General features: G+C 68.1%; 18 protein-coding genes. 11 read left to right on the top strand and 7 right to left on the bottom strand.

The features are described from left to right. Complete coding sequence (locus DM480_RS12500; protein ID WP_115379489.1) at window positions 1-462, bottom strand: DUF1465 family protein; 462 nt, start codon at window positions 460-462, stop codon at window positions 1-3. A gap of 96 nt (window positions 463-558) precedes the next feature. Continuing rightward, complete coding sequence (locus tag DM480_RS12495) at window positions 559-756, bottom strand: YdcH family protein (RefSeq protein WP_115381283.1); 198 nt, start codon at window positions 754-756, stop codon at window positions 559-561. 208 nt (window positions 757-964) lie between these two features. Here DM480_RS12495 and DM480_RS12490 point away from each other — a divergent pair, with 208 nt between their 5' ends. After that, complete coding sequence (locus DM480_RS12490) at window positions 965-1,120, top strand: YdcH family protein (protein WP_115379487.1); 156 nt, start codon at window positions 965-967, stop codon at window positions 1,118-1,120. A gap of 54 nt (window positions 1,121-1,174) precedes the next feature. Here DM480_RS12490 and dksA read toward each other — a convergent pair whose 3' ends face one another. Both dksA and DM480_RS12475 read right to left on the bottom strand, forming a co-directional pair. Continuing rightward, complete coding sequence (gene dksA, locus DM480_RS12485) at window positions 1,175-1,540, bottom strand: RNA polymerase-binding protein DksA (protein WP_405053262.1); 366 nt, start codon at window positions 1,538-1,540, stop codon at window positions 1,175-1,177. 1,605 nt (window positions 1,541-3,145) lie between these two features. Next, window positions 3,146-3,577, bottom strand: coding sequence for a host attachment family protein (locus tag DM480_RS12475; RefSeq protein ID WP_115379481.1), 432 nt, complete (start codon window positions 3,575-3,577; stop codon window positions 3,146-3,148). A 109-nt stretch (window positions 3,578-3,686) separates the two neighbouring features. On the opposite strand from DM480_RS12475, the gene serS reads away from it, so the two are divergent. The 6 genes from serS (at window position 3,687) to DM480_RS17950 (ending at window position 10,647) form a co-directional block, all read left to right on the top strand. Then, window positions 3,687-4,967 (top strand): serine--tRNA ligase, encoded by a 1,281-nt coding sequence (gene serS / locus DM480_RS12470; protein WP_115379479.1) that lies wholly within the window; start codon window positions 3,687-3,689, stop codon window positions 4,965-4,967. Between the two features lies 1 nt (window position 4,968). Further along, window positions 4,969-6,174: a M23 family metallopeptidase gene (locus tag DM480_RS12465; protein WP_115379477.1), complete on the top strand. Its 1,206-nt coding sequence runs from the start codon at window positions 4,969-4,971 to the stop codon at window positions 6,172-6,174. Window positions 6,175-6,227: 53 nt separating this feature from the next. Continuing rightward, on the top strand, window positions 6,228-7,457 hold the full coding sequence (tyrS, locus tag DM480_RS12460; RefSeq protein ID WP_115379475.1) for a tyrosine--tRNA ligase: 1,230 nt from the start codon (window positions 6,228-6,230) through the stop codon (window positions 7,455-7,457). A gap of 79 nt (window positions 7,458-7,536) precedes the next feature. After that, a complete protein-coding gene (locus DM480_RS12455) occupies window positions 7,537-7,851 on the top strand; it encodes a PilZ domain-containing protein (RefSeq protein ID WP_232833992.1) in 315 nt (104 codons plus the stop codon). 406 nt (window positions 7,852-8,257) lie between these two features. Beyond that, a complete protein-coding gene (locus tag DM480_RS18310; RefSeq protein ID WP_198665824.1) occupies window positions 8,258-9,448 on the top strand; it encodes a YXWGXW repeat-containing protein in 1,191 nt (396 codons plus the stop codon). A 239-nt stretch (window positions 9,449-9,687) separates the two neighbouring features. Further along, window positions 9,688-10,647, top strand: coding sequence for a hypothetical protein (locus DM480_RS17950; protein WP_125471525.1), 960 nt, complete (start codon window positions 9,688-9,690; stop codon window positions 10,645-10,647). Window positions 10,648-10,653: 6 nt separating this feature from the next. Here DM480_RS17950 and recG read toward each other — a convergent pair whose 3' ends face one another. Beyond that, complete coding sequence (gene recG, locus DM480_RS12445; RefSeq protein WP_115379471.1) at window positions 10,654-12,705, bottom strand: ATP-dependent DNA helicase RecG; 2,052 nt, start codon at window positions 12,703-12,705, stop codon at window positions 10,654-10,656. Between the two features lie 74 nt (window positions 12,706-12,779). On the opposite strand from recG, the gene DM480_RS12440 reads away from it, so the two are divergent. Together DM480_RS12440 and mfd are read left to right on the top strand one after the other, a co-directional pair. Beyond that, window positions 12,780-13,043, top strand: a complete 264-nt coding sequence (locus tag DM480_RS12440) for an FAD assembly factor SdhE (RefSeq protein ID WP_115379469.1) — start codon at window positions 12,780-12,782, stop codon at window positions 13,041-13,043. A 109-nt stretch (window positions 13,044-13,152) separates the two neighbouring features. Next, on the top strand, window positions 13,153-16,632 hold the full coding sequence (gene mfd / locus DM480_RS12435) for a transcription-repair coupling factor (RefSeq protein ID WP_115379467.1): 3,480 nt from the start codon (window positions 13,153-13,155) through the stop codon (window positions 16,630-16,632). 33 nt (window positions 16,633-16,665) lie between these two features. Here mfd and DM480_RS12430 read toward each other — a convergent pair whose 3' ends face one another. Then, window positions 16,666-17,088 carry a YybH family protein gene (locus tag DM480_RS12430; RefSeq protein WP_115379465.1) on the bottom strand — a complete coding sequence of 141 codons (423 nt, stop codon included), beginning with the start codon at window positions 17,086-17,088 and terminating at the stop codon, window positions 16,666-16,668. Continuing rightward, window positions 17,085-18,767: an EAL domain-containing protein gene (locus DM480_RS12425; protein WP_115379463.1), complete on the bottom strand. Its 1,683-nt coding sequence runs from the start codon at window positions 18,765-18,767 to the stop codon at window positions 17,085-17,087. Before DM480_RS12425 ends, DM480_RS12430 begins: the two co-directional genes overlap by 4 nt. Window positions 18,768-18,844: 77 nt before the next feature. On the opposite strand from DM480_RS12425, the gene moaA reads away from it, so the two are divergent. Beyond that, window positions 18,845-19,864, top strand: a complete 1,020-nt coding sequence (moaA, locus tag DM480_RS12420) for a GTP 3',8-cyclase MoaA (protein ID WP_115379461.1) — start codon at window positions 18,845-18,847, stop codon at window positions 19,862-19,864. Further along, the gene (locus DM480_RS12415) at window positions 19,861-20,640 is read left to right on the top strand and encodes an NAD kinase (RefSeq protein ID WP_115379459.1); all 780 of its coding nucleotides are present in this window, start codon (window positions 19,861-19,863) and stop codon (window positions 20,638-20,640) included. Before moaA ends, DM480_RS12415 begins: the two co-directional genes overlap by 4 nt. Window positions 20,641-20,647: the final 7 nt, after the last annotated feature.

Genomic DNA, 20,647 nt, shown 5'->3' with positions numbered 1-20,647 from the left:
TCAGAACGCCTGGGCGATCCGGTCGTGCAAGCCATGGACCGGGCTCGGTGCGACCGCCGCGCCGTCCAGCGCCTCGTCGAGCAACCCGACGCGGCGGTGCAGGTCCGCACTCGAGGCGACGAGCGCGCGCGCGCGCGGTGGCAGGGCGTCGAGCAGATCGGCGTCGAACGACGGCGCCGCGCCAAGCCGCCGCGTCGGATCGAGCGCCTCGCGCGCCTTGAGCTCACCCGCATCGACCGCGCGCTGCGTCAACAGCCAGGCGATGACGTGCATCAGCCGCGTCGTCACCTTCAGCGACTCGCACGAAAAGCCGACCCGGATCAGCGGATCGAGCGCATCGCGTTCGTTGCGGCCGACCTCGTCGAAATACGCTCGCGCCTCGTCGGCCAGCAGCATCGCCTCGGTATAGAGCGAGTCGATCAGGCGGCGATGGATGCGTGATTCGGGACGATCGGCGATCATGACGTTCTGCGTGGCACAAGCGTCGAACCGGGCAAAGCGGCGTCTCTGGGTTGCGTGTTTCGAAGCGGGGCGGTTGGGATGGAAGATGGTGGCCGGTCAGGCGATGATGTCGGGGATCAACTCGTCCTCCAGCATCGAAATCTCGTCGCGCAGGCGCAACTTGCGCTTCTTGAGGCGGGCGATCTGCAACTGGTCGGGCCTGGTCGTCGCCGCGAGCGCCTCGATCGCGACGTCGAGGTCGCGATGCTCGATCCTCAGGCGGTCGAGCCGTGCGGCGATCTCCGTCTCGTCCATCATGCCCTCCGGTCCGCCCGTTTCCCGCCCAGACGTCTAGGCGACCGGCGCGGTCGCAACAAGCGCACCGTGCGGGCCGACGGCGAGACGCGGGTCGTCGCATGCAAACGGTCGTCCGGTCGCGTCGCTTCGATTTGGGGGACGACAACCGGCCGCGTTGGTGGTTTACTTCGTTCCCCCAACCGCATGCATCAGGAGGTACACCGAAATGCACACCGCGCATCAACAGGCTCTGGAGACCAAGCATGCCGCGCTCGATCGCCGCATCGCCGACGAAACCCATCGCCCGATGCCCGACGCGGCCACGCTCACCGACCTGAAGCGCCAAAAGCTGCGACTCAAGGAAGAGATCGCCCGGCTCTGAGCGACGAAAGGCGGCCCCTCTCGCAAGCGGGAGGGGCCTTCCACCCGCCTTCAATCAATCCTCGCGCGACACCTTCTCGGTCCGCTCGTGGCGCTCCTGCGCCTCCAGCGTCATCGTCGCGATCGGGCGCGCTTCCAGCCGGCCGAGGCTGATCGGCTCTCCGGTCACCTCGCAATAGCCGTATTCGCCCTCTTCGATGCGGCGCAGCGCGGCGTCGATTTTGGCGATCAGCTTGCGCTGCCGGTCGCGGGTGCGCAGTTCGATCGACCAGTCCGTCTCACTCGATGCGCGATCCGTCAGATCCGCCTCGCGCAGCGAATCGAGCTGTAGCTGGTTGAGCGTGCCGGCGGCGTCGCTGAGGATCGCCTCCTTCCAGCGCAGCAGCTTCGTGCGGAAATAGGCCTGCTGCTTCAGGCTCATGAACGGTTCGTCGGCGCTTGGCCGATAACCGTCCTCGGCGTCGTTCGCCGGCAGAGGATTGGTCGTGTCGTCGTGTACGCGGTTCACTTGCGCTACCATACCACTCTCCCTCCGGCCCCTGATGTGCCAAGGGACCGCCCCCAAGTTTGGATGAGCGGGCCTATAATCGCGCGCGTCCGTGACGACAAGCGAGCCGAGTTGCTGAATTTTGCCGTAAAGCGAAATTTTCTTACGAATCGATCGGTTGATTGGCAGGTCGAGCCGGTGCTTCGACTGGCCCGAAATGGACAATGGCGGCTCGCCGGATGTTCCGTCTTGGCACATTAACGCTGTGCCAACCGTACCCAGCCCGTTTCTGCCGGGCAAATTGCCGCGAAAGGCGGTTAATGTCCTTGCACTTAAACCATTGATTTGCACTTGATGAGCTAGCGGCGATCGCTCGTCGTGACGGGAGACCGGCCAGCGCAGGTCGGAAGCGAAAGAGAATATTATGTCCGTGCGAATGGCCTTGGCGAAACTGTGCGCTTGTGCGTGCGGGGGGGCGTTGATCGGGGGTGGCGCGGTACACGTCGCGGAACGCCCCAACCGTCCCGCCTTCGTGAAGCAGGTCAAAAAGCGCATCGTCCATCGCGAAGTGGCGTCGGTGGCCCCGCGTGCGCGCATTCGCCGGGTGGTGACCCGCACGACAACCAGTTGCGCACCCGCAGTGGTGACGGTGGCGAGCCAGGCTGCACCCGTGCCGCTGCCCCTGCCCCGCGGCGAGGGCTTCGTCAGCGGTGGCGGCGGCGCAGTTCCGGTGGTCGTCGGCGGCAGCGGCGGCTGGGCCGGCGGCGGTGGCGGTTTCTTCGGTGGCGGTTTCTTCGGCGGCGGCAGCTCGGGATCGAGCGGCAGCATCGTCATCTCCTCGACGTCTAGCGGCGGTTCGACGTCGAGCAGCACCTCGACGGGCGGTTCGTCCACCGGCGGTTCTTCGACCTCGACCGGCGGTTCCTCGACCTCGACCGGCGGTTCCTCGACCTCGACTGGCGGGTCATCGACCTCGACTGGCGGGTCCTCCAGTTCGACCTCGTCTGGCGGCTCGTCCACGTCGAGCTCGACCGGCGGGGTGAGCAGCACGTCGTCGACCTCGAGCGGCAACGTCAGCAGCACGTCGTCGGGCTCTTCCAGCGGCAACGTGTCGTCGTCCTCCTCGTCGAGCGGCAACGTGTCCTCCTCGTCCAGCACTAGCGGTTCGTCCTCGTCGAGCGGCAATGTCTCGTCCTCGTCCAGCAGCAGCGGCTCGTCGTCGACATCCTCGTCCAGTTCGTCGAGCGGCTCGTCCGGCGGATCGAGCTCGAAGGGGTGGAGCACCAGCGGCGGCTGGACGTCGAGCGGGTCGACCGGCTCCAGCGGGTCGACCGGCTCGTCGGGGTCGACCGGCTCGTCGGGCGGGCCCCCGGCTCCGGTGCCGGCGCCGCCGATGGTGCTGCTGTTCGGCGCCGCCGCGGCCGCGCTCGTCGCCCGCCGTCGCATGGCGCGCGCCACCACGGCCTGACCCGCGCGACGCCGCCACGAAAAAGGGCTGCCGGATCGCCTCCGGCAGCCCTTTTTGCTTTGGGCGGACGTTCAGGCGGATTGCAGCGCCTTCTCGATGTCGGCGACGGGATGACCGGTAAGGTCCTTCGCCAGTTCACCCTTCAACCGGTCGCTGACTTCCTTGTGATAATGCTTGCGGAGCTCGCCCAGCGTCCGGGGCGGCGCGATGATGACGAGCGATTCGAAATCGTTGGCCAGCGCACGACGCTTCAGCATGTCGGCGGTTTCGGCGGCGAAGCGATCCTCTTCCTGCTGGTGGAAGTCGGTTTCGCCCATCGATCCGCTTTGCGTCGAGGATGCCTGGCCCGCGGCGTCGGTCTTCTGGTCGCGATCGGCGGGGTTCACATGCTCTTCGGCGTGCTCGACCTGGAGGTTGGGATAGTCGGCATCGCCCTCGTTACGGAAGAACAGCGCCTTGCGCCCGTCGGCGACGAGCACGAACGCATTGTGCGGGACCTGCATCGGACATCTCCTCATCATTGATCGTCGAAGAGGTAACGCCGCGCCCGCCATGCGGTTGCCCGCTTGCCCGCTTGCACCGTGCGAGGGGCGCGGCCATAGCCATGCGCCTATGCACGACATCCGCAGCCTTCGCGACGACCCCGCCGCCTTCGATGCCGCCCTTGCCCGCCGCGGCGCCGAGCCCCAGTCCGCGCGGCTGATCGCGCTCGACGACAGCCGGCGCGCGGCGATCGCGGCGGCGCAGGACGCTCAGACCCGCCGAAACGAACTGTCGAAGGGTATCGGCCAGGCCAAGGCGCAGAAGGACGAGGCACGCGCGCAGGCGCTGATGGCAGAGGTCGCGGCGCTGAAGGATGCGCTGCCTGCGCTCGAGGCAGCCGAAGCGCAAGCCGCCGCGGCGCTCGACGATGCGCTCGCCGCACTGCCCAACCGGCCCACCGTCGACGTGCCCGAGGGCGCCGACGAGGACGACAATGTCGTCGTGCACACCCGCGGCACGCCCCCCGCCTTTGCCTTTCCGGCGCGCGAGCATGACGCGATCGGCGCGGCGATCGGCCTCGATTTCGAGACGGGCGTCGCGCTGGCGGGGGCGCGCTTCACGCTGGTGCGCGGGGCCGCCGCCCGGCTGCAACGCGCGCTCGGCCAGTTCATGATCGACCGGCTGACGCGCGACCATGGCTATGAGGAGGTGTGCCCGCCCCTGCTCGTCCGCGACGAGGCGATGTTCGGCACCGGCCAGCTCCCCAAGTTCGCCGAGGACCTGTTCCGCACGACCGATGGCCGCTGGCTGATCCCGACCGCCGAGGTGTCGCTGACCAACATCGTGCGCGAGTCGATCCTGCCGGAGAGCGAGCTGCCGCTGCGCTTCGCCGCGCTCACGCCCTGCTTTCGGTCAGAGGCCGGCGCGGCGGGGCGCGATACGCGCGGCTATATCCGCCAGCATCAGTTCGATAAGGTCGAGATGGTGTCGATCGTCACCCCCGATGCGTCGGAGGCGGAGCACGAGCGGATGACCGCGTGCGCCGAGGGCGTGCTCGACGCACTGGAACTGCCCTATCGTCGGATGCTGCTGTGCGCGGGCGACATGGGCTTCGCCGCCGCGCGGACGTATGACCTCGAGGTCTGGCTGCCCGGCCAGGCGCGCTATCGCGAGATTTCAAGCTGTTCGACCTGCACCGATTTCCAGGCCCGGCGGATGAACGCGCGCTACCGCGTCGAGGGCGAGAAGACGCCGCGTTTCGTCCATACGCTCAACGGCTCTGGCCTTGCGGTCGGGCGGACGCTGGTGGCGGTGCTGGAAAATTATCAGCAGGCGGACGGGTCGGTCGCGGTACCGGCGGTGCTGCGACCGTATCTGGGCGGGCTCGACCGGCTGGAGCCCGCGCGCTGACATGAAGCGCGCCGTCGCCCCGCTCGCGCTGCTGATGCTGGGAGGATGTATCCCGAGCGTCGACATGCCCGTTCAGGATACGGCGCCCCCGCCCATGCCGCACGCGTCTCCCCGGTACGATCCGGCACGGGACGACCGGCCCCGATACGACCCACCCCGCGACGAGCAGCAGCGCGACGATCCGCCAACCTATCCCCGCGTCTCGTCACGCCCGGCGCAAAGGCCCATTCCACGCCCGGCGCCCTATGACAGCGACGAGCGGTCATCACCGCAAGTCGACCAGCCCGTGGCGATGCCGCGGACCGCGCGGCCGGTGTGGGAAGCGCGCCCCGTCACGCCCGATGCCCAGGTGGTGGCCGAGCAGCGGTACCTCGTCCGGCCCGGTGACACGTTGCGCGCGATCGCCGATCGGACGGGGGCAGGATCGGAAGCGATCGCCCGCGCCAACGACCTTGCGCCGCCCTTTACGGTGCAGGCGGGCGAGCGCCTGACGATCCCGGGCGGCCGGTACCATCTGGTCCGCCAGGGTGAGAGCGGCATCGCGATCGCACGCGCCTATGGCATCGAATGGTCGCGGATCGTCGCGGCCAATGCGCTGGACGAGCCGTATATCCTGCGCGCGGGCCAGCGCATCCTGATCCCCGGCGATGCTGCGCGCCCCGCCTCCGCGGCCGAGCGCGCCGCCGCCTTTTCGCTCGAAATCGACGACATCCTGACCGGTGGCGAACCCGCGCCCGCACCGCGGCAGGCGCCCGCCAAGCCGGTCGCCAGCGCGCGCCGCGTGCTGCCGCCGACCGCAGTGGTCGAGGCGCCGGTACGGCTGGCGGGCGGCGGCTTCGCCTGGCCCGTCGATGGCGCGGTCGTCGGCCGCTTCGGCCCCGGGCGCAGCGGCGAGCGCAACGACGGCATTACCATCGCCGCACCGATCGGCACGCCGATCCGCGCGACCGCGGACGGCGTCGTCGCCTATGCCGGCGACGGCATCGCTGCGCTCGGCGGTCTCGTCATCGTCAAGCACGGCGGTGGCTGGACCAGCGTCTATGGCTATGCCAGCAAGCTGCTCGTCCAGCGTGGACAAAGCGTCAGGCGCGGCCAGACGATCGCGCTGTCGGGCGACACCGGCTTTGCCGACCGGCCCGAACTGCACTTCGAATTGCGCAAGGGCCGCACGCCGGTCGATCCGCAGGGGCAGTTGCCGCGGCGGTGACACCGCACCAACCCCCGTGACGCGGCCGCAACGGCTGTGTAACGGCTGATGCCATGACCTACGCTTCCGACCTGCTCAACACGCTCTCGACGCGCGGCTACGTCCACCAGATGACCGACGCGGGCGCGCTCGATGCACTCGCCGCCAAGCAGGTCGTGCCCGGCTATATCGGCTTCGATCCGACCGCGCCCTCGCTGCACGTCGGCAGCCTGGTGCAGATCATGCTGCTGCGCCGTTTACAGCAGACGGGCCACAAGCCGATCGTGTTGATGGGCGGCGGCACCGGCAAGATCGGCGACCCGAGTTTCAAGGACGAGGCGAGGAAGCTGCTCGGCGAGGACGGGATCAAGGCGAACGTCGCGTCGATCAAGCGGATCTTCGAACGCTTTCTGACCTTCGGCGACGGGCCGACCGATGCGGTGATGCTCGACAATGCCGAATGGCTCGACGCGCTCGAATATATCCCCTTCCTGCGCGAGGTCGGTCAGCATTTCAGCGTCAACCGGATGCTCAGCTTCGATTCGGTGAAACTGCGCCTCGACCGCGAACAGTCGCTGAGTTTCCTCGAATTCAACTACATGATCCTCCAGGCCTACGACTTCCGCGAACTGGCGCACCGCCACGGCTGCCGGTTGCAGATGGGCGGCAGCGACCAGTGGGGCAATATCGTCAACGGCATCGAGCTCGCCCGCCGCATGGACGGGACCGAGGTGTTTGGCGTCACCACGCCGCTGATCACCACCGCGGACGGCGGCAAGATGGGCAAGACGATGGCGGGTGCGGTCTGGCTGCACGAGGACCAGTTGCCGCATTTCGATTACTGGCAGTTCTGGCGCAACACCGACGACCGCGACGTCGGCCGTTTCCTGCGGCTGTTCACCGACCTGCCGCTGGACGAGATCGCCCGGCTGGAAGCGCTGGAGGGCGCCGGCATAAACGAGGCGAAGAAGGTGCTGGCCAACGAGGCGACCGCGATGTGCCGCGGCCGTGCCGCCGCCGAGGAGGCCGCCGAGACGGCGCGGCGCACGTTCGAGGAAGGCGCGAGCGGCGGGGCGTTGCCGACGTTCGCGGTGACGGGCGGGTCGATCGGCGTGGTCGATGCGCTGACCGCGCTGGGCTTCGCCAAGTCGAAGGGCGAGGCGCGGCGGCTGATCGCGGGCGGCGGCGCGCGGATCGGCGCGGACAAGGTGACCGACGAGACGCAGGTGATCGCGGTGGGCGATGAACCGGTGCGCCTGTCCGCCGGAAAGAAGCATCACGGCCTACTCATTTCGGCGAAATAAGCCTTTGTAAACCTGCACCGCTTTAGACCTTGTCCGAAATGGTCGGGCGATGGGTTGCCCGACCTCAAGGGAAACCGGCGTGGCGGATGCTGCTTTCATGGCCTATTCCCAAGAGCGGGCAGAACCACGCGACGAGGTGCACCACCGCACGCGCGCGCGGTTGGTCGACGGGCGGACGATATCGGTATTGGTCGTCAACCTGTCGCCCGGCGGGCTGATGCTTCGCAGCGATGCGGCCGTCAGCGTCGGCGAATGGGTGCGCGTGCAGTTACCCGTGATCGGCGAGGTCCAGGCCGCGGTGCGATGGGCGCTGGGCGGCCGGATCGGCTGCCAGCTGGAACGCGGCGTCCCGGCCAACCGCTATCATGCCGTACTGGGCGCGATGCAGGGCTGAGCGCTGCTCACACCATTTCCAACAATCGACGCATGCATGCGTAGACGAAGAATTATACTACGCAGTAGAGTCAGATCGTTGCGTGTTCGCGTTCGATAAATCCAAAGGTCGCAAAAGTCGCAGTGTTTGGGGGTGGCGCGGACGAGCGCCTCGTCGGCGGATGCGAAAGAGCGACTTACATATGGGCTAGCATACGTGGGCCGTAAAGTACAGCGAATCTATATTCGATACAGACCAATCTGTACTTTCGAGCATCAGTCAAATACAATTTCCTTTATGCGATCCTAACTACCGATACCGGCAGATGAAATCGCCATGACATCTTCGTCATACTGATATTCGTCAGTATTCATTCAGTCGACCGATCCGATATATCCGGCGTTATCTGTTGGGACGGAGCGGCTTCATGATACGGCGGATCGGACTATTGCTGGCGATTGGTGGCGGCCTGCTCCTGGCGTCGGCGGCGTCGGCGCAGGTTTCGATCAACGTCAGCGTCGGCATCGCACCGCCACCCCTGCCCGTCTATGCGCAGCCGCCGCTGCCCGGCCCGGACTATGTCTGGACCCCCGGGTATTGGGCGTGGGACGATATCGAGGAGGCGTATTACTGGGTGCCGGGCACCTGGGTGATGGCGCCGCGGCCGGGCTTGCTGTGGACCCCGCCCTGGTGGGGATGGAGCGACGGCGCCTATATCTTCCACGCCGGCTATTGGGGGCCGCACGTCGGCTTTTACGGCGGCGTGCCTTACGGCTTCGGCTATACCGGGTTCGGCTATCAGGGCGGATACTGGAACGGCGGCCACCTATTCTACAACCGCGTCGTCAACACCATCACGAACGTCCACGTCACCAACGTCTATCAGCAGAATATCGTGGTGAACCATATCACGCGCGTCAGCTACAATGGCGGGCCGGGCGGCGTGCAGGCGCGGCCGAGCCGGCAGGACTGGATCGCCGCGCACGAGGCGCATGTCGCGCCGACGCCCAACCAGTTCGCGCATTTCGCCGCGGCGCGCAGTGACCCGCGGCTGTTCGCAACCGCCAATCACGGCCGCCCACCGATCGTCGCCACCGCGCGGCCGATGGCGACGGGACGCGTGCCCGGGGGCGATCCGCGTCGGGGCGGCTGGCAGCCGCATGGCGCACCGCCCCCGGCGGGTGCGGCGATGATCGCCGCGGCCGGATATCGCTCGCCGCACGCGCCGGGCGCGGGTGGTATGCCGCACGGCGCGCCGGACCCGGCCCGCGCCTTCGACGGCGCGCCGATGCCCATCGTTCACCGCGGCGGGCCGGCGCCGTGGCAGCACGACGCGGCGATGGACGCGCACCCTGCGCGGCAACCGTGGCGCGATGCGCCGCCGCCGCCGCGCGCCGCCCCGGCGCCGGTGCGGTGGAACGGCAATGGCGGCTGGGGCCATCCGCAACCGACGCCACGCATGAACGCGATGGCGATGGGCGGCCATGGCTGGGGCGCGCCGCCACATGCCGCGCCGCCGCCACGCGTCACCTTCCACGCTCCGCCGCCGCCGCGCCCGATGGGGCCACCGCATCCGCCGCATGACGAGGGCGGCAATCATCATGAGCATCATGGGTAGTCGGCACTTAAAGCAAGAGCCTCGAGCAAAGGTATTTCGCGGCCAGACCGAACACCGAGAGTGGCATGCTGGATCGAGAGTCCAGCACCAGCAACGATTGGAGCGTCAGGGGATGCAGATGCTGGTGAGTATTGCCAACGACCCAACTTCGAACATCTGCTCCGCTCTGGGTCAAGTTTCCCTCGCAATGCAACGCCCGTCCCTTACGTTAAATATCGTTCGATGGATGCGGGGGAAGCATGGATATCGTCATGTTGCTGGAAGACGCCGTTGGCCGGCTCCCGGCGGGAGATTATTCCACCGGGCTAAATGCGATCGCCCGTCACGTAAAAGCGGCGATTCGTCATCTGGAACGCGACAAGGCGCATGATCCGGACACCTGTACAGACGCAATCTATCGCATGAACCAAGCGTACGAGGGTTCACTGAAAGAGGCGTATCGCGTCCTAGCGGACAAAGATCCCGCCGGGAAGACACCGTCGCAAATTGAAAACTATCTCGAGACGCACAACGTTGTTCGACCACGCGTTCTCACTCAGTTGACGCGATATCGACAGGATTATCGTAATCCTTCGACGCACGATTACAAACTCGACTTTGACGAAGACGAAGCGTTGCTTGCGATCGTTTCCGTCTGCGCCTTTGCGACGCTTCTCACAAATCAGATCGCATCACGTTTGGCCGCAAACGCTGCGCAGGCACGGGTGGAAGCGAAAGCTAATACTACACCCGCGCATGAAAATGAGACCGCTCTCGAACAAATTGTTGCGTTGAGCTTGGCGTACACGCGCGAGAGTGCAGGCGTTAAATGGTTCGAATTCGAGCAGGGGCTTGCGGCCACACTGAATGCTGCAGGCCATAAAGCTGTCGTCGCCAAGAACAGCAAAGACAGCAAATCGAACGAACTATGTGATGTTCGCGTAGATACTCCTGAGGGTCACCTTTCGATATTTGCTCAAGTCTCTCCGTCAAAAACGTCCGAAAATCGCCTGACAGGCGCCCGGATATACGAGCTATTACTCGACCAGAGCGGCGTTCACGGGGCGCTTGTCATCCAGCGATCATCATTAGGAAATGATGATTATGAAAGTTATTCAGGAAAACTTCGCAACAAGACGGTTTTCCTGATCGCCGACGATTATCCGCCACAGATCGAACTTCTTGGAGAAGAGCTCGATTCGTTCAAAAAACTAAGCTGATTTGAATCACCCCGACCGGAGCAGCGCGACGCCGGCGTCGCGATCGAACAGATAGAGCGCGGTGCGGGCCGCCTCGCCGCGTGCCCTTTCGAGGCCGCCGTCGCGGTCGATGAGCAGGCGGGCGTCGTCCTGCGCGCATTGGAGGAGGTCGGCGAGCATGTCGGGCGTGGCGAGGCGGAAGGCCATCTCCCCCGACTGACGCGTGCCGAGCAATTCGCCGCTGCCGCGCAGGCGCAGATCCTCCTCGGCGATGCGGAAGCCGTCGTTGGTTTCACGCATCAGCGCGAGGCGGGCACGCGCGGTCTCGCTGAGCGCGGCACCGCGCAGCAGCAGGCAGCGCGACAGCCCCCCGCCCCGCCCGACCCGACCGCGCAGCTGGTGGAGTTGCGCAAGACCGAAACGATCGGCATGTTCGATGACGATCAGCGTCGCATTGGGCACATCGACGCCGACCTCGATCACCGTCGTCGCGACAAGGACGGAGAGGCGGTTGCCCGCGAACGCCTCCATCACCGCGTCTTTCTCCGGCCCCTTCATGCGGCCGTGGACGACGCCGATCCGTTCCCCGAACCGCATCCGCAGCTGTTCGGCGCGCATCTCCGCGGCGGCGAGGTCGCTCTTTTCGCTCTCCTCGACCAGCGGGCAGACCCAATAGGCCTGGCCACCGTCGGCGATATGCCTGCCCAGCGCCTCGACCACCTCGTCCAGCCGATCCTCGCTGACGACGCGCGTTTCGATCGGCTGGCGGCCGGGCGGCATCTCGTCGAGGCGGCTGACGTCCATTTCGCCATATTGCGCCAGCGTCAGCGTGCGCGGGATCGGCGTGGCGGTCATCGCGAGCAGGTGCGGCGGGGTGCGGCCCTTCGCCTGCAGCATCATCCGTTCGGCGACGCCGAAGCGATGCTGTTCGTCGACCACCACGAGCGCCAGGTCCTTGTAGCCGACCGCATCCTGGAAGATCGCGTGCGTGCCGACGAGGATGTCGATCTCGCCCGCGGCGAGCGCCATCAGCGTCGCCTCGCGCGCGCGGCCCTTGTCGCGGCCGGTCAGCACGGCGATTGCGATCGGCAGGCCGGCGAGCGTGCGGCGCAGAACCTCGTAATGCTGGCGCGCGAGGATTTCGGTGGGCGCGAGCATCGCCGCCTGCGCGCCCGCCTCCACCGCGATCAGCATCGCGAAGGCGGCGACGAGCGTCTTGCCGGCGCCGACATCGCCCTGGAGCAGGCGCAGCATCGGCGCGGTCTGGGCGAGATCGCCCTCGATCTCCGCGATCGTGCGGCTCTGCGCGCCGGTCAGCGTGTAGGGTAATTGCAAGAGATCGCGCAGCCGGCCGTCGCCGTGCAGCGCGCGGCCGCGACGCTTGCGCGTGTCGGCGCGCACCAACGTCATCGCGAGCTGGTTGGCGAAGACTTCGTCATAGGCGAGGCGTTCGCGCGCGGCCTTGTCGGCGGGGTCGTCGTGAACGCGCGCGAGTGCGTCGCGCCAGTCGGGCCAGCCGCGCTTCGCCTTGAGGCCGGGTTCGATCCATTCGGGGAGCGCCGGCGCGCGCTCGACCGCCTGCTGCGCGAGCGCGCCGAGCCGGCGCGACGTCAGCCCTTCGGACAGCGGATAGATGGGCTCACGCGCGCGAAACGGCTCGTCGGGTTCGGCGAGGTCGGGGTGGATGATCTGCAGCGTCTGGCCGTATTGCTCGAGCTTGCCGGATACGCGACGCGGCTCACCCAGCGGCAGCAGCTTCTTCACCCAGCCCGACGATCCGCCGAAATAGACGAGGCTGACGTGGTTGCCACGCGCGTCGACCGCCTGCACGCGCGTCGGTCCGCGGCCGCTGGACACCCGATAGTCGGTGGGCGTCAGCTGGATCGCGATGATGCGGCCGACGTCCGCCTCGTCCAGTTCGTCGCGCGCCACCCGGTCGACCCAGCCGCTGGGCAGATGGAAGGCGACGTCGACGACGCGCGCAAGGCCGAGTCGTTCGAGCGGCTTCGCAAGCGCGGGGCCGACGCCCTTCAGCGCGGTGACTTCGGCGAACAGCGGATTGAGGATAAGCGGGCGCATGACTACATGGCGGCTATACCCGACCCGACGCGTGCCGCCAGCACCCGCCGGGCGTCCTGCTATTGGAACGCCGCATGGATCACGCCACCCGCCTCAAACGCCTGAAGTTCCGCGCCTGGCACCGCGGCACCAAGGAGGCGGACCTGATGATCGGCGGGTTCTTCGACGCGCACGGGGCCAGCCTGACGCCGGCGGAACTCGACTGGTTCGAGATGCTTCTGGAGGAACAGGACGTCGACATCATGGCGTGGGCGATCGGATCGATGCCGTGCCCGGAGCGCTGGCAGGGGCCGATGATGGACCGGATGCGGGCGATCACCTACGTGCCGACGTTCTAGAGCCCCTCTTGCTTGCGGGAGGGGTTTGGGGAGGGAAGTCTCCCCGCCGCTTTCCGCGCGACTGCCCTCACCCAGCCCCTCCCGCAAGCGGGAGGGGAGAAGAGTATCGATGCCCGACCTCAAGACGATCCTCTCCGCCAAGACGCCGCTGACCCTATCCGGGGTGCCGGCGGGGTTCCAGCCAGCGTTCCTCGCCGACCTCGCGCGCGCGGCGGCGCGGCAGGGCGGGCGGGCGGTGTTCGTCGCGGCGGACGAAGGCGCGATGCGCGCGATCGCCGGCACCGCGGCGTTCTTCGCGCCCGACCTTGAGGTGATCGGCCTGCCGGCGTGGGACTGCCTGCCCTATGATCGCGCGTCGCCGACGCTGCGCATCATGGCGGAGCGGGTCGCGGCGCTGCACCGGCTGCAACGGCCGGTGAAGGCCCCGCAATTGCTGCTGACCACCGCCAATGCCGCGACGCAGCGCGTGCTGACGCCGTTCCGCATCCGCCAGCTGGTGGCGCGGCTGGCGCCCGGCGAGCGGATCGATCGCGAGAAGCTTGCCGCCCTGCTTCAGGCGAACGGCTATGTCCGCACCGACACGGTGCACGACCATGGCGAATATGCCGTGCGCGGCGGCATCGTCGATCTGTTCCCGAGCGGCGAGGAACAAGCGCTGCGCCTCGATTTCTTCGGCGACGAGATCGAAAGCGTGCGCACCTTCGACCCCGGCGACCAGCGCACCACCGGGCGGATCGACGGTTTCATCCTGCTGCCCGCGTCGGAGGCGTTGCTGGACGAGGAGTCGATCAAGCGCTTTCGCACCCGCTATCGCGACAAGTTCGGCGCGACCGCGACGGGCGACCCCCTCTACCAGGCGATCAGCGAGAGCCGGCGGCTGGCGGGGATGGAGCATTGGCTGCCCCTGTTCGAGGAGAAATTGGCGACCGTCTTCGATCATCTGGGCGATGCCGACGTCGTCGTGCGCGACGCGGGGGTCGCCGGCGCGGTGGAGGGCCGGCTGGAGGCGATCGCCGATTATTACGAGAACCGGCAGCGGGCGGAAGGGTCGCAGCCGGGCAGCTATCGCCCGCTCGGCGCGACCGCGCTCTACCTTGGCGAGCGCGAGTGGCGCGACGCGCTGGACGCGCGGCACGTCCATACGACGACGCCGTTCCACGAGCCGGAGAGCAAGACCGTGCTCGATTTCGGCGTGGACGGCGCGCGCGATTTCGCGCCCGAGCGGTCGAGCGGCGCCAACGTCTATGACGCGGTCGTCCAGCACCTCGGCCGGTTGCGCAAGGAGGGGAAGAAACCCGTCCTCGCCAGCTATTCAAACGGCGCGCGCGAGCGGCTCGGCGCGCTGCTCAAGGACCATGGGCTGAACGGCGCGAAGGCGGCGGAGACGTGGCAGGAGGCGCTGGGCGTCGCCGACACGAGCAAGAGCGCGGGCGTCGCGCTCGTCGTGCTGCCGCTCGACCACGGCTTCACCGCGCCCGACGTCGCGGTGCTGACCGAACAGGACATGCTGGGCGACCGGCTGGTGCGGCGGGCGAAGCGCAAGAAGTCAGCGGACGCGTTCCTTGCCGAACTGGCGACGCTGACGCCGGGCGACCTCGTCGTCCACAGCGACCATGGCATCGGCAAATATCTGGGACTGACGTCGATCCCGGTCGGGCAGAGCCCGCACGATTGCGTCGCGGTCGAATATGCCGGCGGCGACAAGCTCTTCGTGCCGGTCGAGAATCTCGAGGTGCTGTCACGCTATGGCAGCAGCGAGGAGGCGACGGCGCTCGACCGTCTAGGCGGCGAGGCGTGGCAGCGGCGCAAGTCGAAGATGAAGGAGCGGATCCGCGAGATCGCGGGCGAGCTCATCAAGGTCGCCGCGGAACGCGCCTTGCGCCCCGGCGAGATCGCCGAACCCGATCCCAGCGGCTATCCGAGCTTCGTCGACCGCTTCCCGTACGACGAGACGGACGACCAGGATCGCGCGATCGAGGACGTGCTCGCCGACCTTGCCGCGGGAAAGCCGATGGACCGGCTGATCGTCGGCGACGTCGGCTTCGGCAAGACCGAGGTGGCGCTGCGCGCCGCCTTCGTTGCGGCGATGGCGGGGATGCAGGTCGCAGTGATCTGTCCGACCACCCTGCTCGCGCGCCAGCATTTCAACAACTTCACGCAGCGGTTCGAAGGCTTTCCGATCGAGATCGGCCGGCTGTCGCGCCTCGTCCCCGCCGCCGAGGCGAAGAAGACGAAGGAGGGGCTGGCGAGCGGCGGCATCGACATCGTCGTCGGCACGCACGCGCTGCTCGCCAAAAGCATCGACTTCAAGCGCCTCGGCCTCGTCATCGTCGATGAGGAACAGCGTTTCGGCGTGACGCACAAGGAACGGCTGAAGGCACTGCGCGCGGACGTGCACATGCTGACGCTGACCGCGACGCCGATCCCGCGCACGCTGCAGATGGCGATGAGCGGCCTGCGCGAACTGTCGGTGATCCAGACGCCGCCGGTCGACCGGCTGGCGGTGCGCACCTATGTGATGCCGTGGGATCCGGTGGTGCTGCGCGAGGCGTTGCTGCGCGAACATTATCGCGGCGGGCAGAGCTTCCTCGTCACGCCGCGGATCGCCGACCTGCCCGACCTGGAGGAATACCTGCGCAACGAGGTGCCAGAGGTCCGCTACGTCGTCGCGCACGGCCAGATGAGCGCGACCGAGGTGGAGGAGCGGATGAGCGCCTTCTACGACCGGAAGTTCGAGGTGCTGATTTCGACGACGATCATCGAGAGCGGCATCGACATCGCGTCGGCCAATACGATGATCGTCAACCGCGCCGACCGGTTCGGCCTGGCGCAGCTATATCAGCTGCGCGGGCGCGTGGGACGGTCGAAGACGCGCGCCTACGCCTATCTGGTGACGCCGCCGGAGCGGCAGATGACCGACACCGCCGAGAAGCGCCTCAAGGTGCTGAGCGATCTCGACAGCCTGGGCGCGGGCTTCCAGCTCGCCAGCCACGACCTCGACATCCGCGGCGCGGGCAATCTGCTCGGCGACGAACAATCGGGGCATATCAAGGAGGTTGGCTACGAACTCTACCAGTCGATGCTAGAAGAGGCGATCATGGACGCGAAAGCTGGCGGGCTCGCCAGCGATCGTCCGCGCGACTTCTCACCCCAGATCACGGTCGACGCGCCGATCCTGATCCCGGACGATTACGTCCCCGACCTCGACCTGCGCATGGGGCTGTACCGCCGGCTCAACGACCTGGACGAGGCGCAGGAGATCGAGGCGTTCGCCGCGGAGATGATCGACCGGTTCGGCCCCCTGCCCGACGCGACCGAGAATCTGATTCGCGTCATCGAGATCAAGCTCAACGCCCGGAAGGCGTGCATCGCGAAGATGGACGTGGGCCCGCGCGGCGTGCTCGTGGCGTTCCACGACGACAAGCCGCCGAACGTCCAGGGCCTTATCGCCTATGTCGACCGGCTGAACGGCGTCGCGAAGCTTCGGCCCGACAGCAAGCTGGTGCTGCAACGGGCGTGGCCCGATGCCAAGGCGCGGCTGCACGGCGCATTGCAGCTGTCGAAGGGGCTGGCGAAGGCGGCGGGTTGAGAAATAAGGCGCTGATTTATCAGCGCCATGCCTTCAACTGCTGTGATCGGATATGATCTTCCACCCGTCCGGGCGGCGTTCGAACAGCAGCGACGTGACGCCGGTATCGGTGCGGCCGCCGGGGTAGCGCAACGTCCAGCGCGCCCAGAGCATCTGGTGGACGTTGCTGATCTGGCGGTGGCCGAGCATCTGGAAGCTGAGCGCGCCGCGCTTCGTGGCATCGGTGCCATAGCCCTTGTCGTAGCGCGCGGCGATCGCCGCCTTGCCGCGGACGAGGCCGTCCTTCGTCACGAACACCGCGTCGGGCGCGTAGATGTTGAGAAATTTCGCGATGTCGCCGCTGGTCCAGCCGGCGGCACTCGCGGTCATCGCCGCCTCGATCGCGGGCTGCGGATCGTCGGCGGCAAGCGCGGTTGCGGGCGCCATCATGGCGGCGGCGAACAGGATCGTCTTCATCGCACCTCGTCCTTTTGCGTATCGAGCATCGCGGCGAGCCGCACCGCGTCGAGCGGCGGCGCGAGCAGGAACCCCTGATAGACGGCGCAGCCCTCGGCGGCGAGCTGGTCGCGCTGGGCTGGCGTCTCCACCCCTTCGGCGATCACCGGCAGCGCGAGCGAGCGCGCCAGCGTCATCACCGCGCGCACGACGCCACGGTGGCGCGCGGTCTCGCCGACCGCCAGCGCCTTGTCGAGTTTCAGGTAATCGAGCGGCAGCGCGGTAAGATAGGCGAGGCTGGAATAGCCGGTGCCGAAATCGTCGAGCGCGACGCGGATACCCGCGGCCCGCAACGCGTCGAGCACGCCCGCCGCGGCTTCCAGATCGCGGATCGCGCTCGATTCGGTGATCTCAACGGTCAAGCGCTCCGGCGCGAAGCCGCTGGCGGCGACGCGGCCGAGGAAGGCATCGGCAAAGCCGGGACGACCGAGGTCGGCAGGCGTCAGGTTGAGCGCGACGCGCAGCGCGGCGCGGCGCCCCCGCCACGCCGCGCTGCGCGTCAGCACCAGTGACTGGATATGGTCGGACAGCGCGAGGCCGAGGTCCGCGCGGTCCGCCGCGGCGAACAAAACGTCCGCGCCGAGCGCGCCGAGCCGGCCGTGGCGCCAGCGCGCCAGCGCCTCGACGCCGACGATCTCGCCGGTGTCGATCCGCGCCTGCGGCTGGAACAGGATATCGATCTCGCCCTGTTCGATCGCGTAATGCAGGTCGACCGCCATCGCATCGAGCGGCGCGGCACCGCCGGGACCGACGACGCGCACCATGCCGCTGTCGCTCGCCTTGGCCGCAGCCAGCGCCTCTTCGGCGCGGTGGAGGAGCCGGGCGGCCTCGTCGCCCGCCGAGCTTTCGGCCATCGCCCAGCGGCTGCCGAGCACCGCCTGGCGCCCCGCCACCGCCAGCGGCTGCGCGAGCGCGGCGTCGAGCCGGGCGGCGAGCCGGTCGAGCGCCGCGGCATCCGCCGCCGCCGCGACGATCAGTTCGCCGCCGCCGGGCGCGATGACGATCGCGGCATCGCCGAGCAGATCGGCGACGATCGCCTCGACCTGGCGCCGCGCCTCGGCGATCAGGACGTCGCCCGTCGCCCGGCCGCGCGCGGCGTTGAGGATGTCGAGCCGCGACAGCGCGATCATCAGCACGCCGACATGCGCGCCCGCGGCGAGGCGCGCGGCGATCCACGCCTCCGCCGCGACGAACAATTCGCCGTCGCGCTCGGCGGGCAGGCGGCGATCCCCGCCGCCAAGCAGGCGGGCGCGATAGGCGTGGCGGCGGGCGAAGCGCAGCGTCTGGCGCAGAGTCTCGTCATCCGTGTCGCCGGCGAGGAAATGCGTCGCGCCCGCGGCGTGGAGCGCATCGAGCCGGGCGCGGCCGGCGCGGTCGATCAGCGCGACGAGCGCGCCCCCGGTCGCGGCGGCGAACCCGCCGAGCGCGCGCACCGCGGCGATGCCGGCGCCGTCGCTGCCCGCCGCCTCGCCGCGCGCATCGATCAGCGCGACGGCCGCGCCGGCGGCAAGCGCCGCATGCGGATCGGCGCGCCGCGCCGCCGCGACGGTCCAGCCGTCCTCGCGCGCCAGCGTCGCCAATCGTTCATGATCCTGCGACGACACGATCAACAGCGTGCCCCGCGCGTCCCGCGACCCCATCGCAACTGCCTAGGCGGTGCGGCCGTAACGGGCAATGTGGAACGGACTTGTTCGCGCCGGGTTGAGCCCCTAGCTCGATGACCATGGCCACCGCATCCCCCTCTCTCGATCGGCGGCTGGTCGATGCGCATGGCCGGGCGATCCGCTATCTGCGCATTTCCGTGACCGACCGATGCGACCTGCGCTGCCGCTATTGCATGGCGGAGCAGATGACGTTCCTGCCGCGCGCGGCGCTGCTCAGCCTGGACGAGATCGCGATCATCGCCGAACGTTTCATGGCGCGCGGGGTGACGAAGATCCGGCTGTCGGGCGGCGAGCCGCTGGTGCGGCGCGACGTCGGCGATCTGATGCGGCGGCTGGGGCGGCATGTCGGCCACGGGCTCGACGAACTGACGATGACGACCAACGGCACGCGGCTGGCGCGCTATGCCGAAGAGATGGCGGCGGCCGGCATCCGCCGGATCAACGTCAGCCTCGACAGTCTCGATGCCGACCGGTTCCGCTTCATCACGCGGCACGGCGATCTGGCCGAGGTGCTGCACGGCATCGCCGCGGCGAAAGCGGCGGGGCTGGCGGTGAAGATCAACATGGTCGCGCTCGCCGGGCTGAACGAGGATGAGATCGGCGACATGCTGCAATGGTGCGTCGACGAGGGGCACGACCTGTCGCTGATCGAGACGATGCCGCTGGGCGCGATCGACGAGGATCGCGTCGACCGGTTCGTGCCGCTGACCCGCGTGTTCGAGCGATTGTCCGCGCGTTTCGCGCTGGCGCGTGATACGCATCGCACCGGCGGTCCCGCGCGCTATTGGCGTGTCGGCGATGGCGGGACGCGGCTGGGCCTGATCTCGCCGCTGACCGCCAATTTCTGCGACGGCTGCAACCGGGTGCGGCTGACGACGGAGGGGGCGTTGTACATGTGCCTGGGGCATGAGGATAAGGTCGACCTGAAGGCGGCGCTGCGCGATGGCGGCATTCCTACGCTGGACGCGGCGATTGACCATGCGCTGGCGCACAAGCCGGCGCGGCACGATTTTACGATCGGTGCGGGCGAAGCACCCGCGACGCGGCGGCATATGAGCGTCACCGGCGGATGAGCGGGTACGAACGGCGGGCGCTGGTCGCCTCGCCCACGCCGCCGGCGCAGGCCGCCGCCGCCGAGCTGGCGGACGCGCACGACTGGGTCGACCCGGCCGAGGCGGACGTCATCATCGCGCTGGGCGGCGACGGCTTCCTGCTCCAGACGCTGCACACGCAGCTCGACCAGCGCCGCCCCGTGGTGCCGGTGTTCGGCATGAACCTGGGCACGGTCGGCTTCCTGATGAACGAATGGCGGCGGTTCGACCTGTCGGAACGGCTGGCGCGCGCCAAGGCGTTCAAGGTGACACCCCTGCAGGCGAGCGTGACGGGCATGGACGGCCGCATCCATCAGGCGCCGGCGATCAACGAAGTGTCGCTGCTGCGCGAGACGCGCCAGACCGCGAAGCTGGAGGTGACGGTCAATGACCGGATCGTGCTGGACGAGCTTGCTTGCGACGGCATCCTGGTCGCGACGCCGGCGGGATCGACCGCGTACAATCTGTCGGCGCAGGGACCGATCCTGCCGCTCGGTTCCAACATGCTGGCGCTGACCCCGATCAGCCCGTTCCGCCCGCGGCGCTGGCGCGGTGCGATCCTGCCCGACAAGGCGCGGATCGCGATCCGCGTGCTCGACCCCGGCAAGCGCCCCGTCTCCGCGGTCGCAGACCAGCGCGAATTCCGCGACGTCGCGGAGGTGGCGATCGGCATGGACCGGGCGCGCGAGCTGACGTTGCTGTTCGATCCAGAGCATGCGCTGGACGACCGGATCACGATGGAGCAGTTCATCGCCTGAGCCGATG

The sequence above is a fragment of the Sphingomonas sp. FARSPH genome, from assembly GCF_003355005.1.
Classification (GTDB): domain Bacteria; phylum Pseudomonadota; class Alphaproteobacteria; order Sphingomonadales; family Sphingomonadaceae; genus Sphingomonas.
Note: the sequence above shows the minus strand (reverse complement) of the source record. Positions and strands in the feature narration are given on the sequence as shown.